Source organism: Noviherbaspirillum sp. L7-7A (assembly GCF_019052805.1).
Lineage (GTDB): Bacteria > Pseudomonadota > Gammaproteobacteria > Burkholderiales > Burkholderiaceae_D > Noviherbaspirillum_A.
This window is the reverse complement of the sequence record NZ_JAHQRJ010000001.1, coordinates 2,136,030-2,158,851: the sequence shown is the minus strand read 5'-3', so window position 1 is coordinate 2,158,851 and position 22,822 is coordinate 2,136,030. Positions and strand designations below refer to the sequence as shown.

Below are 22,822 nucleotides of genomic sequence, written 5' to 3'. Positions count from 1 at the left end.
TTCCTGGGCTGTTCGGCGGTCATAACAAAAAAGGCAGCCGAAGCTGCCTTTGTGGCCTGGGCAGCGTGATTACTCTGCCACTGCGGTCTTGGAACCGACCTTGCCGAATTTCTGACGGAATTTCTCGACGCGGCCAGCGGTGTCGACGATCTTGTGCTTGCCGGTGAAGAAGGGGTGCGACTCGGAGGATACCTCGATCTTGATCAGCGGGTAGTCCTTGCCTTCGTGATTGATCGTTTCACGGCTGGACATCGTGGAACGGGTGATGAATTTGGTGTCGGCGGAAACGTCGTGGAACACGACTTCGCGATAATTCGGGTGAATGCCTGCTTTCATGTTTGCCTCGGTAGGTTGGGTAGCCAATCGTCACTTCGTCGGTCTGCCTGCTTCTTGACCCGATTGTCGATCACTTGCCGGAAAATGGAGGCCGGATTATACCCTAAATTGGCGGCCTGTCTTGCAGGCCGCCAATTCGGTGTGCCGGCGCGTGACAAAGGGCGCTGACCCGCAGCGCACCCTCGTTCTGATGCGTCAGGAACCGCCGCGCCGCATCATGTCGAAGAACTCGGCATTGTTCTTCGTGCCCTTCATCTTGTCGAGGATGAACTCCATCGCCTCGATCTCGTCCATGCTGTAGAGCAGCTTGCGCAGCACCCAGATCTTCTGCAGCTGGTCGGGCTTGATCAACAGTTCCTCGCGGCGGGTGCCGGACTTGTTCAAGTTGATGGCCGGGTAGACGCGCTTCTCGGCCAGGCGGCGCTCCAGGTGCACTTCCATGTTGCCGGTGCCCTTGAATTCCTCGTAGATCACGTCGTCCATGCGGCTGCCGGTCTCGATCAGCGCGGTGGCGATGATGGTCAGCGAGCCGCCTTCCTCGATGTTGCGGGCCGCGCCGAAGAAACGCTTCGGGCGCTGCAGTGCATTGGCGTCCACGCCGCCGGTCAGCACCTTGCCCGATGCCGGGATCACGGTGTTGTAGGCGCGCGCCAGGCGGGTGATGGAGTCGAGCAGGATTACTACGTCCTTCTTCATCTCGACCAGGCGCTTGGCTTTTTCCAGCACCATCTCGGCGACCTGCACGTGGCGCGTGGCCGGTTCGTCGAAGGTGGAGGCCACCACTTCGCCGCGCACCGAGCGCTGCATTTCCGTCACTTCCTCGGGACGTTCGTCGATCAGCAGCACGATCAGCACGATGTCGGGATGGTTGGCCGTGATCGCATGCGCGATGTGCTGCAGCATCACCGACTTGCCCGACTTGGGCGAGGCCACCAGCAGGCCGCGCTGGCCCTTGCCGATCGGCGCGATCATGTCGATGATGCGGCCGGTGGTGTTTTCCTCGCCGCGCATCTCGCGCTCGAGCATCAGCGGCTTGTTCGGATGCAGCGGCGTCAGGTTCTCGAACAGGATCTTGTGCTTGGACGCTTCCGGCGATTCGCCGTTGACCTTGTCGACCTTGACCAGCGCAAAGTAGCGTTCGCCATCCTTGGGCGTGCGCACTTCGCCTTCGATCGAGTCGCCGGTGTGCAGGTTGAATCGGCGGATCTGCGAGGGCGAGATATAGATGTCGTCGGTCGAGGCCATGTAGCTGGCGTCGGGCGAGCGCAGGAAGCCGAAGCCGTCCGGCAGCACTTCGAGGGCGCCGTCGCCGAAAATCTGTTCGCCGGATTTGGCGCGCTTCTTCAGGATCGCGAACATCAGCTCCTGCTTGCGCAGGCGGGCGGCATTGTCGATGTCCAGGCCGATTGCCATTTCGAGCAGGGCAGAGACGTGCAACGCCTTGAGTTCAGATAAATGCATGTGTATGTGTCCCGGGATGGGAAGGTAAAAGGTGGGGGAGGGAACAGCGTGGGATAGTCGTTAAACACAGCGGCGCGAGGGCGCCGCTGCGGCTAGTGCTTGTCTCAGATGTTGCTATCGATGAAGGACGTCAGCTGGCCCTTGCCGAGCGCGCCGACCTTCTGTGCGGCGACCACGCCGTTCTTGAACAGGATCAGGGTCGGGATGCCGCGGATGCCGAACTGGGCAGGCACTGCCTGGTTGGCGTCGACGTCCATCTTGGCGATCTGGATCTTGCCGTCGTATTCCTTGGCGACTTCTTCCAGGATGGGGGCGATCATCTTGCAGGGGCCGCACCATTCGGCCCAGAAATCGACCAGAACCGGCTTGTCGGATTTGAGCACGTCGGCGTCAAAGGACGAGTCAGAGATATGTTTAATGTTTTCGCTCATGGTTTCCTCAAGGTGAGGGGATATCAGGGGTTAACGCTGCAGTATGGATGCCGAGTCTGCTCCGGGCCTGTGCTGCATGCTGCCGGTATGCCTTAAGCAGTTGCGGACGAGGTATGCAAATTCAAGTTCAAAGCGGGGTGGCAAGAGGTGCTGCGGCGGGATTTCGGGGAATCATAACCGATTTTCAAGAAATGTGGGACAAGGCTACTGGTTTTGCCCGGGGCTCGCATAAAATGCTTTCCCGTCCGCCATCCCCCGCTATCCATCCCATGTCCCTGGCTACCCTGTCGATTCCCGCTGATGCCGCATTCTGGCCGCATGTTGCCCGGGCGCTCATTGCGCATTCGCAAACAGTGTTGCAGCACAGGGTCAGTCCGCTGGATATGTCCGGATTAAGGGTGCTCGCGCCCGGCTTTGCCCATGCGCGGCTGCTGCAGCGGGCACTGGCGCAGGAACTTGGCGACGCCTGCATTCCGCCAAGGATAGGCACGCTGTCGGCATGGGTCGACCTGCTGCCGCCGGACCCATTGCGGCCGGCGCCCGGTGGCGGCAGCGAGCGCCTGATGGCGCTGTATGGCGAGTTGCGCCAGCATGCCTGGCTCAAGAAGCTGTTCAGCGCGCGCCGCAACACCGACCTGCTGCCGCTGGCCGAAACCCTCCTGACCCTGTTCGACGAATTGAGCCGCAGCCTGCTGCCTTCGGTGCGGCACAGCGCGGAAGCCGCCGACAATCTCTGGCATGCGGCGCTGGCGCAGCTGCCGCCGTCGGCGCGCACCCTGCTGTCGGACGAAGGGCAGATGGTGTGGACGCTGTGGAAGACGCAGCTCGACGGCAACGACGCCTGCGCCGAACGCTTTGCGCGCATGCTGCAGATCGCCGGGCAGGCAAGGGAGCCGCTGGTGTGGATTGCTTCCTGCGAGCCGGACGCCTACGAGCTTGCCTTCCTCGATGCCTATGCCGAGCGGCAGCCGGTGCTGCTCCTGCAGCCCGACTGGCGCGCCGGCGCGGTGCTGCCGGCCTGCGCCGCCGCCTGGCCCGAGATGGTGGAAGCCGGCGCCGGTGCGCATGACGGCGGCGATGCCGGCGGGGAGGCGCCCGCTCCGCAGCCGCTGCCCGGCGCGGCGCTGCTGGCCGCCGCCAGCATGGAGCAGGAAGCCGTCAGCGGCGCGCGCACCGTGCTTGCCTGGCTGGCAGAGGGTCGCCGCCACATCGCCATCATTGCCCAGGACAGGGTGGTGGCGCGCCGCATCCGCGCATTGCTGGAACGGGCCGATGTGCTGGTGACCGACGAAACCGGCTGGAAGCTTTCCACCACCCGCGCCGCGGCGTCGCTGGCGGCATGGTTCGACGTGGTGGCCGGCCGTGCCGAAACCGCCGCGCTGCTGGACCTGCTGAAGTCGCCCTTCATGCTGGCCGGCCTGGACGACAAGCCCGGCCTGGTGCTGGACATCGAGCTGGCGCTGCGCGCGGCCAATGTCGCAGGCGGCTGGGAAGCCGTGCGCGGCGCATTGCGCGCGGTGCCGCAGGGGCTGGCGCTGGTGCAGCAGTGGCAGCAGCTGGCGCAACGCTTTTCCGGCCGCAGGAGCCTGGCGGAATGGGTTGCCTGCACCGACGCCATCCTGCGCGACCTCGGCATGCGCGCCGCGCTGGAAGCCGATGCCGCCGGCGCACAGGTGGTGGCGATGCTGGACCAGCTGGCCTCGGAATCGTCGCGGGTGGCGCCGGCGTTTTCCTTTGGCGAATGGCGCGCGCTGGTCGGCCTGCAGATGGAAGCCACCGACTTCCTCGCGCCCGCGGTGGATGACCGGGTGCTCATGCTGCCCCTGGCCGGCGCCCGCCTGCGCAGCTTCGATGCGGTGCTGATGGTGGGCGCCGATGCCCGGCACCTGCCATCGGCCCACAATGAAACCCTGTTCTTCGCCAGCGCCGTGCGGCGCGAACTGGGCCTTCCCACCCGCGAGAGCCGGCAGCGCCAGCAGATGCGCGACTTCGCCAGCCTGCTGCATGCCAATCCGGACGTGGTGCTGTCCTGGCAGGCGCAGCATGATGGCGAGCCCAATCCGGTGAGCGTCTGGATCGAGCGGCTGCAGCTGTGCCTGGCGCGCGCCGGCTGCGCACCGCTGCGCAAGCACCTGGTGGAAAGCCCGCCGCATACACTGCGCGCAGCGCCGCCGGCGCGGCCGACGCCGTCGGCGCCGCAACTGCTGCCGCAGCGCCTGTCGGCCAGTGGCTACAACGCCTTCGTCGCCTGTCCTTACCAGTTCTTCGCCAGCCGCATGCTGAACCTGTCGGGCCTCGACGAATTTTCCGACATGCCGGAAAAGCGCGACTATGGCGACTGGCTGCACCAGGTGCTGCATGCCTATCACAGCGCCGTGGCGGCCGGCGCAGTGCCGCCCGAGCAGCGCGAGGCCCTGCTGCGGTCCTGCTCCGAGCAGGTGTTTGGCGACGTCCTGGCGCGCAACAGCGCAGCCATCGCCTACTACGCGCGCTGGCAGAAGGCGCTGCCGGCCTACCTGGCCTGGGCTGGCGAGCGCGAGGCGCAGGGCTGGCAATTCTTGTTCGGCGAGCAGCGCTTCGAGCGCACGCTGAGCTGGCCGGGCGGCAGCATCACGCTGCACGGCCGCGTCGACCGCATCGACTGCAATGCCGATGGCGAGCGCGCCGTGCTTGACTATAAAACCCGCGACGCCGCCAGCCTGCGCGCAAAGCTGAAGCTGGGCGAGGACCACCAGCTGGCCTTCTATGGCCTGCTGTCGGATGCGCCGATCGCCAGCGCCAGCTATGTGGCGCTGGAGCCCAGCCGCGACCGTGCCGGCGACGCCGAGGCGCCGCGCTATGCCGAGTCGCAGGAAGCGCTGATGGCCCATATCGTGGCCAGCATGCAGGCTATCGCCGGCGGCGCGCCGCTGCCTGCCAACGGCGTCGAAACCATTTGCCAGTACTGCGACGTGCGCGGACTGTGCCGCAAGGGAGCATGGTGATGGCGGCGCGTGCCTATGAAATCAATGGCGATGCGGTCGATGCCGCGCGCTTCGTCGCCGTCGCCTGCGACCCGGCGCGCTCGGTAGCGGTGGAGGCCTGCGCCGGCAGCGGCAAGACCTGGCTGCTGGTTGCGCGCATGCTGCGGCTGCTGCTGGCCGGCGCCGAGCCGGCCGGCCTGCTGGCCATTACCTTTACCCGCAAGGCGGCACAGGAAATGCGCGAGCGCCTGATGCTGCTTCTGCGCGACCTGGCGCTGCTGCCCGAGGCCGCGGTGCGGGCGCTGCTGCTTGAGCGCGGCGTGCCGGAACAGGCTCTGCCGCAGGCCATGCCGCTGGCGCGCAGCCTGTACGAGCGGGTGCTGGCCAGTCCGCAGTCGCTGTCGATCGACACCTTTCACAGCTGGTTCGCGCGGCTGCTGCAACTGGCGCCGCTGAGTTCTGGCGTGCCGCATGGCTATGCGCTGGCCGACAACAGCGGCGAACTGATGACCGAGGCCTACAACGGCCTGATGCAGTCGCTCGACGAGCCGGAACTCGCGCCGGTGCGGCAGGCGCTGCTGGCGCTGTACGAGCAGCTCGGCGACTGGACCACCAGGCGCCTGCTCGATGCCTTCGTCGACAAGCGCGCCGAATGGTGGGCCGCCAACCAGGCCGGCCGGCCGCTGCAATGGCTGCGCGAGCTGTGCTGCGCCGACCAGCCCGATGCCCGCCTGTCGGTGTGGGAGGATGAAGCGCTGCAGCAGGGCATCTGGCAGATCGCCGCCCTGCTGGGCCAGGGCGCCAAGCGCAATCAGGAACGCGCGATGCTGATCGAGGAAGCGATGAGCAGCGGTCCGTCGATTCCGGCCTTCGAACAGCTGCTGGCCCAGTTCTGCGATGACAAGGGCGCGCCCAAGGGCAATGACCACAAGCGCGGCAAGCTGCTGGCCGCCATCCAGAATGATCTGGGCGAGCATGGCGTGGCATTGTTCGAAGCGGTGCTGGGCGCGCTGTCGTCGGCGCTATGGACGCTGCAGCGGCGCAGCTGCGAGGCGCTGGTGCTGGCGATGAACGGGGCGCTGTTTACCGTTGGCGCCGCCTACCTCGAGCGTTACCAGGCACTGAAGGCCGAGCGCCGCGTGCTGGACTTCTCCGACCTGGAATGGCAGGCCTGGAGGCTACTGAACAATGAGGAGCATGCGGCCTATCTGCAAAGCCGGCTCGACGCCCGTTACAGCCATATCCTGCTGGATGAATTCCAGGACACCAACCCGCTGCAATGGAGCATCGTGCGGGCCTGGCTGGCGGCCTATGGCGGCGATGCGGCGCAGCCCAGCGTCTTCATCGTCGGCGACCCCAAGCAGTCGATCTACCGCTTCCGCCGCGCCGAGCCGCGCGTGTTCGCGGCTGCCACCGCGCTGCTGGCGGCCAATGGCGCCGATGTGCTGCGCACCAACCAGACGCGGCGCAACGGCGAGGCCATCGTCGCGCTGCTCAATGAAAGCCTGGGCACCAATCCGATCTATGCGCCGCAGACCACCCTGTCGGGACGGGACGGCATGGCATGGCGGCTGCCGCTGGTGGAAGCGCCCGCCGCCGCGCCAGCCACGCAGCCTGAAAGCCTGGCGCTGCGCGATCCGCTGACCATGCCGCGCGCCGAGGAAGAGGATGCGCGCCGGCTGGAGGAAGGGCGCATGGTGGCGCGCGCCATCATCGAAGGCATGCAGGCCATCGACAGCACCAGCTGGTCGGACGTGATGCTGCTGGTGAAGAAGCGCACCAACCTGGCGGCCTATGAAAGCGCCCTGCGCGAAGCCGGCATTCCCTTCCTGTCCGACCGGCGCGGCGGCCTGCTGCAATCGCTGGAAGTGGCCGACCTGATCGCGTTGCTGGGTTTCCTGATCACGCCCGGCGACAACCGGGCCCTGGCCCATGTGCTGAAGAGCCCCATCATCGGCGCCCACGACAATGACCTGATCGCGCTGGCGCAGCGCGAGGAAGGCAACTGGTGGCGCCGGCTGCAGGCGCTGGCGCTGGAAGGCGCGAGCCCGGCGCTGGCGCGCGCGGCGCACCTGCTCTCACACTGGCTGCAGATCGCGCCGCGGCTGCCGGTGCATGACCTGCTCGACCGCATCCTGCACGAGGGCGAGCTGGTGGCGCGCTATGCGCAGGCGGCGCAGCCGCTGACGCGCGGCAAGGTGCTGGGCAATATCGAGGCCTTCACCGCGCTGGCGCTGAACCTGGACGCGGGCCGCTATCCGAGCCTGCCGCGTTTCATCGATGCGCTGCGGGTGCTGCAGAACGGGCTGGACAACGAGGCGCCCGACGAGGCCAGCGTCGACGCCGCCGTGGATGCGGTGCGCATCATGACCATCCACAGCGCCAAGGGGCTGGAGGCGCGCATCGTCGTGATGCTCGACGCCAATCACAGCGAGCCGGCGCGCGACGACGTGGGCATCCTGTGCGACTGGCCGCAGGATGCCGACACGCCGCGCCATTTTTCGGCCTTTGCCCGCGCCGACGAGCGCGGCGCCGCGCGCGACCATCTCTTCCAGGAGGAGCAGGGCTTTCGCGAGCAGGAAGACTGGAATCTGCTGTATGTCGCGGCGACCCGCGCCAAGGACCTGCTGATCGTCAGCGGCGTGGCCGGCCGCCGCGGCGCCGGCGCGGATGGCGTGGTGGGCGGCAGCTGGTACCAGCGCCTTGGCGCGGCGCCGCTGATGGAGCCGGGCAGCGGCAGGGCTGCCGCCATGCTGGGTGGCCAGCGGGAATTCTCCCTCGACCTGTTTGCGCCTGCCGCCATGCCGGGCATGCCGCCGGCCGAGGCGCCGGCCGAGTTCTCCAGCGCCGCAATCGACGAGGGCGTGGCATTGCACGGCCTGCTGGAACGCCTGACGGAATGCCGCGCCTGGCCGCTCGCCCTGCCGCCGGCGGACATGGTGGCGCGCTGGCTGGGCTGCAGCGCCGCGCTGGCCGGCGTGGCGCGCAAGCATGCCGAAACCATCCTGTCGCAGCCCGCCTTGCAGCGCTTCTTCGACCCCGCCATGCACCGCGAAGGGCGCAACGAAATGGACGTCATCGTCGGCGGCCGCCTGCTGCGGCTGGACCGGGTGGTGCTGTTCGACGACGAGGTCTGGATACTCGACTACAAGCGCGCCTTCCTCGACGTCGAGCGCGAAAAGTATGCGCAGCAACTCGCGCAATACCGGGCGGCGCTGGGTGCGGTCTTTCCCGCACTGCGCCTGCGATCGGCGCTGATCACGGTCGACGGGCAGTTGTGGGAGCTGGGCGCCTGAGCGGCACAAGGCGGTGTTGCCCTACCGGGCCGTTTCCCCGCGGCGTGGCCGCCGTCCCGCTACGGCGCGGCTCCCGGGACAGGGCTTTCCCGGCGTTGACTGATCTCAAGCGACAGGCCGGCGTTTGCCCTTACTTTAAGGGCACTTCCTTCATCGCGCGGGCCTGGCCATGCACTTGCTCGATCTCACCATGTTCTATCCCGCGATCACGGGCGGGGTCGGCACCTACCTGGGCGCGAAGGCGCGCTGGCTGGCGCGCCATACGCCGATCCGGCACACGATCGTCGCGCCGATGTCGCCGCGCGCGCCGCGCGCGGCCAATGTGACGCCGATCGCAGGCTTTCCGCTGCCCGGCAGCCATGGCTACCGGCTGCCCCTGTCGATGCGCCAGGCGCGTCGGGTGGTGGAACGGCTGCATCCTGACCTGATCGAATGCAGCGACCCATACCAGTGCGCATGGAGCAGCCTGCACGCCGGCCGCCACCTCGGCGTGCCGGTGGTGGGCTTCTATCATTCCGATCTGCCCTCGCTGGTGGGCCAGCGTTTCGGCCAGCCTGCGCGCCGGCTGGCCACCCGCTATGTCGCGCGCCTGTACCGCCAGTTCGACCTGGTGCTCGCGCCCAGCATGGTGATGGTGGAGCGTCTGCGCGACCTGGGCATACAGCGCGCGATGCGCCAGCCGCTGGGCGTGGACACCGAAGTGTTCAACCCGCGCCGCGCCGCGCCCAAGCTGCGCGAGCATCTGGGGCTGCCGGGCAACGCGCGCCTTCTGGTCTATGCCGGGCGCTTCACCCGCGAGAAACACCTGCCGCTGCTGCTGGAAGCGATGCGCCGCCTCGGCGCGCCATTTCATCTGCTGCTCATCGGCAGTGGGCCGCGCCTGGCGCCAATGGAGCGGGTGATCCAGTTTCCCTTTCAGAGCGAGCCGGGCGTGCTGGCCAGCCTGATCGGCGCCTGCGACATGCTGGTGCATCCCGGCGACCAGGAAACCTTCGGCATGGTGCTGCTCGAAGCCATGGCCTGCGGCGTGCCGGTGCTGGCAATGGCGGCCGGCGCCGTGCCCGAACTGGTGGATGCCGACTGCGGCATGCTGGTTGCGCCGCGCAGCGTCGAGGCGCTGACACAGGGCATTGCCGACCTGGCGCGGCGCGACCTGCGCGCCATGGGACAGTGCGGCCGCAACCGCATGCTGCGGCAGTATGACTGGGATGTCGTCATGCCCCAGCTGGTGCAGCATTACAGCAGGCTGCTGGCGGATGAGCGGCGCGGGCGGCATGCGCTCGAAAACGGTTATGCCATCCGCTGAGTTTCAGGGGCATCTGTGCGTGTCCATCCACGATGTCGCGCCCGCGACCTGGGAGCTGTGCGAACGCCTGCTGGCTGCGGTCAGCGCGGTGGCCAACGTCCCCCTGACCCTCCTGGTGGTGCCCGCCTATCATGGCGACAGCCGCGACCTGCCATGGTATGACCGCGAGCTGGCGTGCCGCCTGGCGCTGGGGGACGAACTGGCGCTGCACGGCTATGTGCATCTCGACCAGGGCCCGCCGCCACGCAGCTTGCGACAGCGTTATGCGCGCCACATCTATACCAAAGGCGAGGGTGAATTCGCGGCGCTGACGGAGCAGGAAGCGGCGCGCCGGCTGGCACTGGGCCGGCAGTGGTTCGCCTGCCGCGGCTGGCCGCTGCAGGGCTTCGTGCCGCCGGCCTGGCTGCTGGGCGAGGGCGGCTGGCGCGCGCTGCGCGCATCCGGCCTGCTCTACGCCACGACCTGGCGGCACTTTCATTTTCTGCAGGACGCGGCCCCCGTGGAGGCGCCCAGCCTCGTCTACAGCAGCCGCAATGCCTGGGGCAGGGCACTGTCGCGCCAGGCGGTCTCGTGGGCTGGCATAGGCCAGCGCAACGCGCCGCTGGCGCGGCTGTCGCTGCATCCGCGCGATGCGCTCGACGCGCGCACCGTGCGCCATTTCCAGCGCTTGCTGGAAAGCCTGCTGGCATACCGCCTCCCTGCAACCAAGGCAGCCTTTGCGTGTTATTGGCTCGACAGGGTGGCCAGGCCTGCGGTCGGCGAGATCGCCATCTGACGCACGGCGACGGAATCTATTGACGTTGCTTTGGCGCCGCAACTATAGTTGCGGGATGACTTCAGAATTCGACCAACTTTCCGACAAGATCAACCAGCTGGTGCAACTGGTGCAGTCGCTGCGTCAGCAAAATGCCACATTGCATCAGCAGATCGACGCACTCAACGCCAGCAACGCCGCTCTCGCCGCGCGCATGAACGAAGCGCACGACCGCGTCGTCGCCGTGCTAGAGCAGTTGCCCGCGCCCGAGGCCGAGCAGCCGCAAGCGTCCGACCAGCCCGAGGGCGAGAAAGCCGCATGAGCCAGTTAAACGTGATGATCATGGGCCAGTCGTTTGCCCTGACCTGCAAGGAAGGCGAGGAGGGCGCGCTGCTGCAGGCGGTGCGCTACCTCGATCAACGCATGTCGGCCATACGCGACGCCGGCCGGATCAAGGGCAACGACCGGATCGCCGTCATTGCCGCGCTCGGCATGGCAGCCGAATTGCTGGCCACGCGCGCGCCGCAGGGGCCGCTTGCAGGCCAGAGCATGGCAGAAGTGAAACAGAAACTGGGCGCCATGCATGCCGTGCTGGACGCGGCCCTTGCGTCCAAATAAACACTTCCGGATTTCGGCCCAAAAGGTTTGACATGCAGCCCGATTCGCGTAGACTTAGCCACTCCTGCCGTGTTCGCGATTGCCATAAAATCCTTGAACCATTTATGTGCATAGGTTGCGGAAAATTGTTTGACGGGTGTGAGCGTCGCTAGTCCGATGAACCCGAAGTTGAACTGACTGTGACCACCTTGAACCTCTTGGTTCGGGATGCCGGCAAAGCGGCACAGGCGGGGCTTTATACCGGAAACGGCTGCATGAAAATGCAGCCGTTTTTTTCGTTCTTCTTTTTTGCTTCCTTTTCAACGCCGCCCAGGAACAGCCAACGATGTCCTACTGGTTGATGAAGTCCGAACCCGATGAGGTCAGCATTGATGACGCACTTGCCGCGCCGGGCTGCGTGGTGCCCTGGACTGGCGTGCGTAATTACCAGGCCCGCAACTTCATGCGCGATGCAATGAAGGTGGGCGATGGCGTGCTGTTCTATCATTCCGGCTGCGCACAACCGGGCATCGTTGGCATTGCCGAAGTGGCAAGCAGCGCCTATCCCGATCCGACGCAATTCGATCCCGCCAGCCATTACTACGACCCGAAGGCCACGCCGCAGGAGCCGCGCTGGCAAATGGTGGATGTGCGCGTGCTGTGCAAGACGAGGCTGCTGCCGCTGGCCGAAATGCGGGGCGATCCCGCGCTGGCCGAACTGATGATGCTGCGGCGTGGAAGCCGCCTTTCCATTACACCTGTCACCGCTTCCGACTGGCGTCACATCCTGACCCTGCTGGGATAGCCGCTTGCAGGCAGCCCGATTCCGACGAACGTTCGTGCGGGTTATCGGGATCCTTTCCATCCATTCCGGAACTCATCTGGAGTCTGCCTGGCGCACATGATGCCGCGCCGCGTGGGCAACAGACCACACTGGCATGCCTTGTTGGCGGCCACACTCCGGAGCCATCATGGAATCAATGTTTTTCAAGCGACTGTTATTCGTTCTCTGCACGATGCTCGCCACGATGGCCGCCATCGCCGCGCCCCAGGCAACAGCACCATGGAACCAGCAGGTCCGCTTCAACTTCGTCAACGGCACCAATGGCCAGTTTGCAGACAACCAGATCCACTGGGCCATCGTCGGACGCCGATGGGACAAGGATGGCAAGCATCCGTTCGTGTACGTCGACGCCAACGGCAGTCTGGTGGACATGCGCATCGACGACAACGGCGCGCTGACCAAGAACGGCCAGCGGTACACCAATTACTTCCATACGCTGGCTGAAAAAAATTCGGTCACGGTGCCACTGATCGATTCCGCACGCATCCTTTTCAGCGTTGGACCCACGCCGATCTACATCCAGGTGAACAAGGATGTCAACGGCGAACTGGCCTATGCGGGCGCCAATATCGAGAACAAGGACGATCCCAATCTGGACGTGACCTTTGACTTTGTTGAAATGGCGATTCCGCCCAAGGATGGCATCTACATCAATACCACCCGGGTCGATCACTTTGGTTTTCCGATCCGGCTGCGGCTGCAGGGCGCGGATGGCTATGATCAGGAAGTCGGGGAAGTGGCAGGCCTGTCACGCGACAAGATCTTTGCCGACTTCAGCAGCATCGAGCCTGCCGAGTTTCGCAGCCTGGTGCATGCACCGTATCGCATCATCGCGCCTGCCCATGGCACTTTCCGGGATGGCGAGAAGGATGCGCACTACCTGGATCGCTACATCGACGAGGTGTGGGAAAAGTACCGGCTAGAAGCCCTGACGTTCACCAACAAGCAGGGCACCTTCACCGGCCGCGTCGGCAGTGATGGCGTGTTCCGTTTCACGGAAGCCAAGGACGCCAATAAGGACATGTACCGGATCAAGCGCAAGCCAAGCACCATGGAAGCCCTGCTGGGCAATGGCGTTCTTGATGATGCCACTGATACCAACGGCGATGCTGTCAGGATAGACAGGCAGTTGCAGATCCAGGCGCAACTGTGCGCCGCCCTGAATCGCCATGTCGCCGAAACGCCGGAAAAGTGGAGCGATGCGGCGTCTTATTACCCCGCCGACAAGCCGTCCAATGCCTACTCAAAGTTCTGGCATGACCGCAGCATCAGGGCACTCAGCTACGGCTTTGCCTATGATGATGTATGGGATGCCAGCCCGTCGCTGCACACCGCGTCGCCCACCGCCGCGACGATCACGATAGGCTGGTAAGGCCTTGGCGCAGCCGTCACGCAAAGCGGCTGCGCAGCAGATTCTTCTGCACCTTGCCCATGGTGTTGCGCGGCAGCTCGTCGATCACATGCACCTGCTTGGGCACCTTGAAGTTGGCAATCGTCTGCTTGAGGCTGGCAATGATGCCGGCTTCATCGAGGACGACGCCGGAAGCGGGATCTGGCACGACGACCGCCACCACCGCTTCGCCAAAGTCCGCATGCGGCACGCCGATCACGGCTGATTCCAGCACGCCATCCATCCCATCGATCACGGCCTCGACTTCCTTGGGATAGACGTTGTAGCCGCCCGAAATAATCAGGTCCTTGCTGCGCCCGACGATCCACAGATAGCCGTTTGCATCGAACTTGCCGACGTCGCCGGTCCTGAAGTAACCGTCGGCGGTGAATTCTTCCGCGGTCTTTTCCGGCATGCGCCAGTAGCCCTTGAACACATTAGGACCGCGCACCTGCATGTCGCCGATCTCGTCGATTGCACAGGCCTGGCCATCCTTGCCGACCGTGCGTATCGCTACGCCCGGCAAGGGCATGCCGACCGAGCCGGGAATGCGCTTGCCGTCATAGGGATTCGAACTCAGCATCGCGGTTTCGCTCATGCCGTAGCGTTCCAGGATCGTGTGGCCGGTGCGCTCGCGGAATGCATCAAAGGTCGCTGGCAGCAGCGGCGCCGAGCCGGAGATGAACAGCCGGATGTTGGACGATGCCGCGCTGTCGAAGGCGGCATCGTCCAGCAGGCGGGTGTAGTAGGTCGGCACGCCCATGAACACGGTCGCGCGCGGCAGCTGGCGCACGACTTCGGCGCCGTCAAACTTCGGCAGGAAGATCATCTTGCTGCCATTGACCAGCGCGCCATTGCAGGCGACGAACAGGCCATGAATATGGAACAGCGGCAGCGCATGCAGCAGCACGTCATCGGCCTGCCAGCGCCAGTAGTCGCGCAGCACCAGTGCATTCGATGCCAGGTTGCCGTGGCTGAGCATCGCGCCCTTGCTGCGGCCTGTCGTGCCCGAGGTATAGAGAATGGCTGCCAGCTGGTCGGCATCGCGTGGCACGGTGTCGAAACGGTCTGCGCAGGCGGCCGCGCTGTCGAGCAGGCTGCCGCTGTTGCGGCCGTCGCGCAATTCATCGAGGGTAAATACATGCATGGTGCCGGCCTGGCGTGCCAGGGGCTGCACCCAGTCGAGATTGCCGGGCGAGCAGACCACCACCGATGGGGCGGCATCCTGCAGGAAGTACTCGATCTCGGACGCCCGATAGGCGGTATTCAGAGGCAGGTAGATCAGGCCGGCGCGCAACGTCGCCAGATACAGCATCACCGCCTCCGGCGATTTTTCCACCTGAACCGCCACCCGCGCATCGGCCGGCAGGTCGAGGCTAGCCAGCAGGTTGGCGATGCGGGCGCTGGCGCGCTCCATGTCGTCCCAGCTGTACTGCCGGCCGCAGCCGGTTTCGATGCAGCAGGATGCGCGGTTCTCGGGAAAGCGTGACTGGAACAGGTCGTAAAGATTGGCGTTCATGCGGAGGTAGGGGACAAAGTCAGACAGGCGAGGGCGCGGTGCTGCCCTGGCGGCGATAGGCAATGACAAGCAGGATCAGGCCCAGAACGATCATGGGCAGCGACAGCATCTGGCCGGCAGAAATCGTGAAGCCGGCGAAATGCACTTCGTAGTCAGGCGTGCGGAAGTACTCGGTGAAGAAGCGGGCGCAGCCGTAGCCCAGCGCAAACACGCCCGAGACCGCCAGCCGCGGCCGCGGCTTGCGCGCGTACAGCCATAGCACGATGAACAGCAATACGCCGTCGACCAGCGCCTGATAGATCGGCGACGGATGGCGCGGCAGCTGGTCGACATTGGGCCAGATCATGGCCCAGGGCAGCGTCGCGTCGGCAACCCGGCCGGGCAGCTCGGCATTGATGAAGTTGCCGATGCGGCCGGCCGCATAACCCAGCGGCACCAATGGCGCGATGAAGTCCATGATGTCCATCAGGCGCCGGCCATGACGCCGGCCCCAGACCGCCATTGCCACCATCACGCCCAGGAAGCCGCCGTGAAAGGACATGCCGCCTTTCCAGACCGCGAAGATTTCCAGCGGATGGCTGAAGTAGTAGGCCGGGTTGTAGAACAGCACCTCGCCCAGCCGGCCGCCGACCACGACGCCAAGCACGCCGTAGAACAGCATGTCGTCCAGATGCTCGGGCTTCCATCCGACGGCGGCAATGTGCGGCTGCCTGATGCGCAGCCGGCCCAGCCCGATGAACAGCGCAAAGGCCAGCAGGTACATCAGGCCATACCAGCGGATCGCAAGCGGGCCGATCGCAATCGCGACCGGGTCGGGCATCGGGTGTATCAGCATAAGGGAGTCTTTCCGAGCAGTTCTAAAAAAGCGTGCAGCACCGGCGACGCATTGTCGCGGCGCCAGGCGAGTCCGGTTTCAATCAGTGCCGTCTTGCCCGCCAGCTGGCGGTAGGCCACGCCCGGCCGTTTTAAATTGGACACAGATTGTGGCACAAGAGCGATGCCCATGCCGGCCGAAACAAGGCCGACGATGGTTTGCATCTGTATCGCTTCCTGGCCGATGCGCGGCGGCAGCCCGGCCTCGCGGTAGCAATCGAGGATGGCGTCGTGAAAGGCAGGCGCAATGCGGCGCGGGAAAATGATCAGCGGCATGTCGGCCACGGCGCGCAGCGTCAGCGGCCCGGCGCCATCGGGCGCGCCCATCTCCTGGGGCACCGCCAGCACCAGCGGTTCGGAGAAAACGGGGCGATACGACAGCATGTCCTTCATCCGGTCGGGGAGGGGGGGAATCAGCAGGCCCACATCGATTGCGCCCTGTTCCAGCGCATCGAGCTGCAGGTCGCTGGTGGCTTCGCGCAGCTCGATCTGCACTTGCGGATAGGCGGTGCGAAAGCGGTGCAGGAAAGGCGGCAGCACGCTGTAGTCGGCGGTCGAGACGAAGGCAAGGGACAGGCGGCCGGATTCGCCGGCGGCGGCGCGGCGGGCAAGGTCGGGCAGGGCCTGCACATCCTGCAGCAACTGGCGCACATGCGGCAGCAGGGCCGCGCCGGCCGGGGTCAGCGTCACGCTGCGGCTGGTGCGGGCAAACAGCGGCGTACCCAGCAGCGCTTCGAGCGCCTGGATGCTCTGCGACAGCGGCGGCTGCGTCATGTGCAGGCGTTGCGCCGCACGGCCGAAATGCATTTCCTCGGCAACCGCCAGGAAATGGCGCAACTGGCGCAGTTCCAGGTTCATTGATATGCAAAAGAGATTGATCGAGGGTGAATGATATATTTGACAGCGCACCGCAGGCAAGGCAAGGTAGCGGCTCACTTTCCGGAGGCACTATGGCATTCAATCGCCGCTCAAAAAACGTTACCCAGGGCGTGGCCCGCAGCCCCAACCGTTCGATGTACTACGCGATGGGCTATGAAAAGGCTGACTTCGACAAGCCCATGATCGGCATTGCGAATGGCCACTCCACCATCACACCCTGCAATTCCGGCCTGCAGAAGCTGGCCGACATCGCCATCAAGGCGGTCAAGGACGCAGGCGCCAATCCCCAGGTGTTCGGCACGCCGACCATCTCCGACGGCATGTCCATGGGCACCGAAGGCATGAAGTATTCGCTGATTTCGCGCGAAGTCATTGCCGACTGCATTGAAACCGTGGTCAATGGCCAGTGGATGGATGGCTGCGTGGTCATCGGCGGCTGCGACAAGAATATGCCGGGCGGCATGATAGGCATGCTGCGCACCAACGTGCCCAGCATCTATGTGTATGGCGGCACCATCAAGCCGGGCAACTGGAAGGGCAAGGACTTGACCATCGTCTCGGCCTTCGAAGCCGTCGGCGAATTCACCGCGGGCCGCATGTCGCAGGAAGACTTCGACGGCATCGAGCGCAATGCCTGCCCGTCGTCCGGCTCCTGCGGCGGCATGTACACCGCCAACACCATGTCGTCCTCGTTCGAGGCGCTGGGCATGGCGCTGATGTATTCCTCCACCATGGCCAATCCGGACGATGAAAAGGTCGGCTCCGCCGCCGAGTCGGCGCGGGTGCTGGTCGAGGCGGTCAAGCGCGACCTGAAGCCGCGCGACATCGTCACCAAGAAGGCGATCGAGAATGCGGTTGCCGTGATCATGGCAACCGGCGGTTCGACCAACGCGGTGCTGCACTACCTGGCCATCGCCGACGTGGCCGGCGTCGAATGGTCGCTGGACGACTTCGAGCGCATGCGCAAGAAGGTGCCGGTGATCTGCGACCTGAAGCCGTCCGGCAAATATGTGGCGACCGACCTGCACAAGGCCGGCGGCATTCCGCAGGTCATGAAGGTGCTGCTCAAGGCTGGCCTGCTGCACGGCGACTGCATCACCATCACCGGCCGCACGCTGGCCGAGGAACTGGCCGACGTGCCCGATGTGCCGCGCGCCGACCAGGACGTGATCCGCACCATCGACCGCGCGCTGTACGACGAGGGCCATCTGGCCATCCTGAAAGGCAATCTGGCCATTGAAGGCGCCGTGGCCAAGATCACCGGCCTGAAGAATCCGGTCATCACCGGCCCGGCACGGGTATTCGATGATGAACCTTCCGCCATGGATGCGATCCTGGGCGACAAGATCCAGGCGGGCGATGTGCTGATCCTGCGCTATCTCGGCCCGAAGGGCGGACCGGGCATGCCGGAGATGCTGGCGCCTACGTCGGCGCTGATCGGCAAGGGCCTCGGCGAATCGGTCGGCCTGATCACCGACGGCCGCTTCTCGGGCGGCACCTGGGGCATGGTGGTTGGCCATGTGGCGCCGGAAGCCTTCGTGGGCGGCACCATCGCCCTGGTCAAGGAAGGCGATTCGGTGACCATCGATGCGCATGCGCTGCTGATTCAGCTCAATGTGACGGAAGAGGAAATCGCCCGTCGCCGCGCGGAGTGGAAGCAGCCTGCGCCGCGCTATACCCGTGGCGTGCTGGCGAAGTTCTCCGCGCTGGCCGCGCCGGCGAGCAAGGGCGCCATCACGGGCTGATGCAGTATTGCCGGGCTTGCTTCCGGCATCAACCAAAAACGCTTCCGGCGCCTGGGATCAGGCGCCGGAAGCGTTTTTTGTGCGCGGCTTGCAGGGTGCAATACCCCGCAGGGGCATTGCACCGCTTTTCGATCGAGGAGGCGGGTGGCTATGCCGTTCGGGTTTGCGACGCGCGTAATGCCCTTCGGGTATTACGCCCTACGAGCCACGCACCTTTACGATTGATGCAGCCTTCCGACGCAACTGCAACAGGCCGCGCACATCACGGAAAACTGCGTCACGCCATGCCGACCAAGTTCATTTTTTCCTGAAGGTGGAGTCGACCCGCTTGCGCCTGGTTTCGTCGGACTGGTCATGGGCGCGGCGCTTGTCGAGGCCGAACATTTTTTCAATGTATTCGAACCAGAGGAAGGCGACGACGAAAAGGGCGCCGATCCACCACCACGACAGCTCGGCGACAGGCCCGATTTCAAGGAAACGCAGCACACTGAGGGCCGCGATGAGGATGATCAACAGCATGGAAACTCCTTTGCGGCAGCTTATTGTTAAACTCTGTAACGGTCAACAAGGGGGCTTGGGCCGTGTGATAATGTAGCCCCGCAACAATAACCTATATGGATACCCAGGAGAATCGAATGAAAGCTCTGTTGTTCATCGGCCTTGCCGCCAGCGCACTGGCATCGAATGCCGCCATGGCAAATGCCGACCTGGCGAAAGCGAAAAATTGCATGGCCTGCCATGCGGTGGCCAACAAGGTGGTGGGTCCGGCCTTCAAGGATGTGGCTGCCAAATATGCCGGCCAGAAGGATGCTGAGGACAAGCTGGTCCAGAAGGTCCTGAAGGGCGGCGGCGGCGTCTGGGGCCCGGTTCCAATGCCGGCCAACACCCAGGTGACCGAAGCTGAGGCGCATACCCTGGTGAAGTGGATTCTGGCGCAGAAGTAAGCTTGAGGGAATGATAAAAACGCCGGCTTGAAGCCGGCGTTTTTCATTTGCGGATCGGATTGCCGCGATGGGCCTTACTTGACGACGGCGATCTTTTCCTTCTTGCCGCCTTTGAAGGTGAACAGCGTCAAAGTGCCTTCCTTGATGTCGCCCTTGCTGTCGAAGGTGATCGGGCCGGTGACGCCGTCATAGCTGACCTTGGCCAGTTCAGGCAGGTACTTTGCCGGCTCGGCCGAATTGGCCTTCTGCATGGCGGTCGCCATGGTCATCACCGCATCGTAGACATACGGCGCATACAGCTGCACATCGATGTTGAAGCGCTTCTTGTAGCGTTCGATGAATTGCGCCATGTCCTTTTCCTTGGCGCCGGTGACGCCGCCGGCCTCGGCGCAGACCACTTGGCTGTCGCTCAAGCCGTCCCCGGCCAGCTTCGGCAGTTCGGTGGTGCAGATGCCATCGCCGCCCATGAACTTGGCATTGATGCCCAGCTGCTTCATCTGGCGCAGCATCGGGCCGCCAACGTTGTCCATGCCGCCGAAGAAGACGATGTCCGGGTTCTTGCCCTTGATGGCGGTCAGGATGGCATTGAAGTCGGTGGCCTTGTCGGTGGTGTACTGCTGGGTGATCTGCACGCCGGGCAGGGCGGCCTTGGCGCCCTTGACGAACTCGCTGGCCACGCCCTGGCCGTAGGCGGTACGGTCGTCGATGACGGCAATGTTCTTGGCCTTCAGGGTCTCGATCGCATACTTGCCCAGCGTGCCGCCAAGCTGGCCGTCATTGGCCACCACGCGAAAGGCGGTCTTGTAGCCCTGCTTGGTGTATTGCGGATTGGTGGCCGAAGGCGAGATCTGCGGGATGCCTGCATCGTGATAGATGCGGGAAGCGGGAATGGTCGTGCCCGAGTTCAGGTGGCCTATCACGCCGTTGACCTTGGCGTCGACCAGCTTCTGCGCCACCGCGGTGCCCTGCTTGGGATCGGCGGCGTCGTCTTCATTGACCAGTTCAAACTTGACCTTCTTGCCGCCTATGGTCACGCCCTTGGCATTGAGGTCTTCGACAGCCAGGATGGCGCCGTTGGCATTGTCGCGGCCATAGTGCGCCTGTCCGCCCGACATGGGCGCCACATGGCCCAGACGGATCACGGTTTCCTGTGCAAGCGCGGAACCGGAGAGCAGGGCGACGGCGGCTGCGACGGGAAGCATTTTTGGAATGAACTGCATGGATTTCCTCCTGAGGATTGAAGTCTTCAATGGTTGCCGCAATGCCGGAGACAGGGTGTCGTGTATCCCCGGCGGTATCCTGGTGCCGCGTCATTATGCAGCTTTCTGCTGATTTTCTGAAAGCTCGAATTGCCGGTCCTGGCGCGCTTTGCAAAAAGCTGCAGTCGGTTGTTGAACATGCCGCAGTGAAACGAATGATTCCCGAATCGAATGCGTTGCCAGATGCGACAACGCCGGCTTCAGGCCGGCGTTTTGTTTGTCTGTATTACCTTTTACCTGACAACGGCGATCCTTTCCTTCCTGCCGCCCTTGTAGGTGAACAGGACCAGCGCTCGGTCCCTGATATCGCCGTTGGCATCAAAGGCGATCGGGCCGGTAATGCCGTCGTAGCTGATCCCGGCCAGTTCGGGCAGGTACTTCGCCGGCTCGGCCGAGTCGGCCTTCTGCATGGCGGCCACCATGGTCATCACCGCGTCATAGACATAAGGTGCATACTGGCGCACGTCCATATCGAATCGCTTCCTGTAGCGTCCGTTGAACTGCGCCATGCTCTTTGCACTGGTTTCGCTGACGCCGGCCTCGAGGCAGATCACCTGGTTGTCGATCAGCGCGTCGCCCGCCAGTTCAGGCAGCCCGGTGGTGCAGATGGCATCGCTGCCCATGAATTTGGCATTGATGCGCAACTGCTTCATCTGGCGCAGCATGGGGCCGCCGACGTTGTCGGTGCCGCCAAAAAAAATGATGTCCGGATGCTTGCCCTTGATGGTGGTGAGCAGGGCGGTGAAGTCGGTGGCCTTGTCGGTGGTGTACTCCTGGCTGATCTGGACGCTAGGCAGGGCTGCCCTGGCGCCCTTGATGAACTCGCTGGACACGCCCTGGCCGTAGGCGGTACGGTCGTCGATGACGGCGATGTTTCTGGCCTTCAGAGTCTCGATTGCATACCTGCCCAGCTTGCCGCCGAGTTGGCCGTCGTTCGCTACAAGACGGAACGTGGTGTCGTAGCCCTGGTGGGTGTATTTCGGATTGGTGGCCGTAGCCGTGATCTGCGGAATGCGTGCGTCGTGATAAATACGCGAGGCGGGAATGGTGGTGCCGGAATTGAGATGGCCGATCACGCCGTTGACCTTGGCATCGACCAGCTTGTACGCCGCCGCCGTGCCTTGCTTGGGATCGGCGGCATCGTCTTCATTCAGCAATTCAAACCTGACCTTTTTGCCGCCTATGGTGATGCCCTTTGCATTCAGATCCTCAACAGCGAGGATGGCGCCGTTGGCATTGTCCCGGCCGTAATGCGACTGCTCGCCGGACATCGGCGCCACATGGCCCAGACGGACTACGGTTTCCTGCGCAAGCGCGGCGCCGCAGAGGAGTGCGATGACGGTTGCGACAAAACCTTTTCTTGACATGAACTGCATGATGGATTTGCTCCTGGAGATTGAGGTGGCCGACCTTTGCCACGACGCTCTGGCCTGGTGCCGGGCCAGCGATCGCCTGCTGGCATCGCTGTGGCATTGGCGTGAAGTTCGGCCTTGTGGCAATGTCCCTGTTTCGTCACCTGCCGTCGCGTCTTGTTCGACCACGACGCCCGTCCGGAACCGTTGCTGAAAGTATGTGCCTGCGGAAGGATGCCGGCTGTGACGATTGCAGCCATGCACGGTTGCTGCAACCGGCGCCCAGGCAGTAGACTTGCACGGGCGTCTTCCCTTCATTCACCGCGGCAGTGCCTGCATCCGTCGGTCCATACACACATCGCCATGCCCATATCCCGCTCGCTAGACAAGGTCGACCGCAAGATCCTCAACCTTCTGCAGAAGGACAACCAGATACCGACCAGGGAACTGGCCGACAAGGTGCATGTATCGCAGCCGACCTGCCTGCGCCGGGTGCGCGATCTGCGCGAGGCCGGCATCATCAGCGCCGATGTCGCGCTGGTGGACCCGTTCGCGATCGGCTACGGCATGATGGCCTTTCTTGAGGTGTCGCTGAACAACCAGTCGGATGAGCAGATGAAGGAGTTCGAGGCCCGCATGAACCGCGAGGCCGAGGTGCTGCAATGCTATTTCGTGTCGGGGGATTACGACTACTTCCTGGTGGTGCACGTACTGGACATGGATGCGTATTACCAGTTCGTGCGCAGGGCCATTTCGGGTTCGGGCAATGTGCGGCATTTCCAGTCGCGCTTCCCGATGAAGCGCGCCAAGTTCGTCACCCGCATTGCATTCGATGAAAAGGCGGCCGAAGTGCAGGTCAGGGCGGAACGCTAG

Annotated in this window: 20 protein-coding genes and 1 other RNA gene; 12 read left to right on the top strand and 9 right to left on the bottom strand. The window is 64.3% G+C overall.

Annotation, left to right across the window (positions count from 1 at the left end; all coding sequences use genetic code 11):
- Positions 1–69: 69 nt before the first annotated feature.
- From KTQ42_RS09830 to trxA, 3 genes are all read right to left on the bottom strand, one after another.
- Positions 70–336 carry a type B 50S ribosomal protein L31 gene (locus KTQ42_RS09830; RefSeq protein ID WP_217345340.1) on the bottom strand — a complete coding sequence of 89 codons (267 nt, stop codon included), beginning with the start codon at positions 334–336 and terminating at the stop codon, positions 70–72.
- A 195-nt stretch (positions 337–531) separates the two neighbouring features.
- Positions 532–1,797 carry a transcription termination factor Rho gene (rho, locus tag KTQ42_RS09825; RefSeq protein ID WP_194712261.1) on the bottom strand — a complete coding sequence of 422 codons (1,266 nt, stop codon included), beginning with the start codon at positions 1,795–1,797 and terminating at the stop codon, positions 532–534.
- 104 nt (positions 1,798–1,901) lie between these two features.
- Positions 1,902–2,228: a thioredoxin TrxA gene (gene trxA / locus KTQ42_RS09820; protein ID WP_217345339.1), complete on the bottom strand. Its 327-nt coding sequence runs from the start codon at positions 2,226–2,228 to the stop codon at positions 1,902–1,904.
- Between the two features lie 269 nt (positions 2,229–2,497).
- On the opposite strand from trxA, the gene KTQ42_RS09815 reads away from it, so the two are divergent.
- The 9 genes from KTQ42_RS09815 (at position 2,498) to KTQ42_RS09775 (ending at position 13,360) form a co-directional block, all read left to right on the top strand.
- On the top strand, positions 2,498–5,212 hold the full coding sequence (locus tag KTQ42_RS09815) for a PD-(D/E)XK nuclease family protein (RefSeq protein ID WP_217345338.1): 2,715 nt from the start codon (positions 2,498–2,500) through the stop codon (positions 5,210–5,212).
- Complete coding sequence (locus tag KTQ42_RS09810) at positions 5,212–8,487, top strand: UvrD-helicase domain-containing protein (RefSeq protein WP_217345337.1); 3,276 nt, start codon at positions 5,212–5,214, stop codon at positions 8,485–8,487. The genes KTQ42_RS09815 and KTQ42_RS09810 overlap by 1 nt, the downstream gene beginning before the upstream one ends.
- Positions 8,488–8,656: 169 nt before the next feature.
- Entirely contained in the window at positions 8,657–9,793 is a 1,137-nt protein-coding gene (locus KTQ42_RS09805; protein WP_217345336.1) for a glycosyltransferase family 1 protein, read from the top strand.
- Positions 9,780–10,568, top strand: a complete 789-nt coding sequence (locus KTQ42_RS09800; protein WP_217345335.1) for a polysaccharide deacetylase family protein — start codon at positions 9,780–9,782, stop codon at positions 10,566–10,568. The genes KTQ42_RS09805 and KTQ42_RS09800 overlap by 14 nt, the downstream gene beginning before the upstream one ends.
- 55 nt (positions 10,569–10,623) lie before the next feature.
- Entirely contained in the window at positions 10,624–10,869 is a 246-nt protein-coding gene (locus tag KTQ42_RS09795; RefSeq protein WP_217345334.1) for a DUF904 domain-containing protein, read from the top strand.
- Positions 10,866–11,165 (top strand): cell division protein ZapA, encoded by a 300-nt coding sequence (locus KTQ42_RS09790; RefSeq protein WP_194712254.1) that lies wholly within the window; start codon positions 10,866–10,868, stop codon positions 11,163–11,165. Before KTQ42_RS09795 ends, KTQ42_RS09790 begins: the two co-directional genes overlap by 4 nt.
- A gap of 58 nt (positions 11,166–11,223) precedes the next feature.
- Positions 11,224–11,403, top strand: a non-coding RNA gene (ssrS, locus tag KTQ42_RS09785) — 6S RNA.
- Positions 11,404–11,490: 87 nt separating this feature from the next.
- Positions 11,491–11,949 carry an EVE domain-containing protein gene (locus KTQ42_RS09780; protein WP_217345333.1) on the top strand — a complete coding sequence of 153 codons (459 nt, stop codon included), beginning with the start codon at positions 11,491–11,493 and terminating at the stop codon, positions 11,947–11,949.
- A gap of 166 nt (positions 11,950–12,115) precedes the next feature.
- Positions 12,116–13,360 carry a glycoside hydrolase family 64 protein gene (locus KTQ42_RS09775; protein ID WP_217345332.1) on the top strand — a complete coding sequence of 415 codons (1,245 nt, stop codon included), beginning with the start codon at positions 12,116–12,118 and terminating at the stop codon, positions 13,358–13,360.
- Positions 13,361–13,376: 16 nt separating this feature from the next.
- On the opposite strand, the gene KTQ42_RS09770 is transcribed toward KTQ42_RS09775, so the two are convergent.
- From KTQ42_RS09770 to KTQ42_RS09760, 3 genes are read right to left on the bottom strand one after another with little or no spacing between them, the layout of a single operon-like run.
- Complete coding sequence (locus tag KTQ42_RS09770) at positions 13,377–14,897, bottom strand: malonyl-CoA synthase (protein ID WP_217345331.1); 1,521 nt, start codon at positions 14,895–14,897, stop codon at positions 13,377–13,379.
- A 19-nt stretch (positions 14,898–14,916) separates the two neighbouring features.
- Complete coding sequence (lgt, locus tag KTQ42_RS09765) at positions 14,917–15,732, bottom strand: prolipoprotein diacylglyceryl transferase (RefSeq protein ID WP_217345330.1); 816 nt, start codon at positions 15,730–15,732, stop codon at positions 14,917–14,919.
- Positions 15,726–16,628 (bottom strand): LysR substrate-binding domain-containing protein, encoded by a 903-nt coding sequence (locus KTQ42_RS09760; protein WP_217345329.1) that lies wholly within the window; start codon positions 16,626–16,628, stop codon positions 15,726–15,728. Before KTQ42_RS09760 ends, lgt begins: the two co-directional genes overlap by 7 nt.
- A 92-nt stretch (positions 16,629–16,720) precedes the next feature.
- On the opposite strand from KTQ42_RS09760, the gene ilvD reads away from it, so the two are divergent.
- Positions 16,721–18,394: a dihydroxy-acid dehydratase gene (gene ilvD, locus KTQ42_RS09755; protein ID WP_217345328.1), complete on the top strand. Its 1,674-nt coding sequence runs from the start codon at positions 16,721–16,723 to the stop codon at positions 18,392–18,394.
- 297 nt (positions 18,395–18,691) lie between these two features.
- On the opposite strand, the gene KTQ42_RS09750 is transcribed toward ilvD, so the two are convergent.
- Positions 18,692–18,913, bottom strand: a complete 222-nt coding sequence (locus KTQ42_RS09750) for a TIGR04438 family Trp-rich protein (protein WP_217345327.1) — start codon at positions 18,911–18,913, stop codon at positions 18,692–18,694.
- Between the two features lie 116 nt (positions 18,914–19,029).
- Between KTQ42_RS09750 and KTQ42_RS09745 the strand changes: the two genes are divergently transcribed.
- Positions 19,030–19,338, top strand: coding sequence for a c-type cytochrome (locus tag KTQ42_RS09745; protein WP_194712247.1), 309 nt, complete (start codon positions 19,030–19,032; stop codon positions 19,336–19,338).
- 74 nt (positions 19,339–19,412) lie between these two features.
- Here KTQ42_RS09745 and KTQ42_RS09740 read toward each other — a convergent pair whose 3' ends face one another.
- Positions 19,413–20,558 (bottom strand): branched-chain amino acid ABC transporter substrate-binding protein, encoded by a 1,146-nt coding sequence (locus KTQ42_RS09740; RefSeq protein WP_217345326.1) that lies wholly within the window; start codon positions 20,556–20,558, stop codon positions 19,413–19,415.
- Between the two features lie 272 nt (positions 20,559–20,830).
- Positions 20,831–21,973: a branched-chain amino acid ABC transporter substrate-binding protein gene (locus KTQ42_RS09735; RefSeq protein WP_217345325.1), complete on the bottom strand. Its 1,143-nt coding sequence runs from the start codon at positions 21,971–21,973 to the stop codon at positions 20,831–20,833.
- Between the two features lie 339 nt (positions 21,974–22,312).
- On the opposite strand from KTQ42_RS09735, the gene KTQ42_RS09730 reads away from it, so the two are divergent.
- Positions 22,313–22,822, top strand: a complete 510-nt coding sequence (locus KTQ42_RS09730; protein WP_217345324.1) for an Lrp/AsnC family transcriptional regulator — start codon at positions 22,313–22,315, stop codon at positions 22,820–22,822.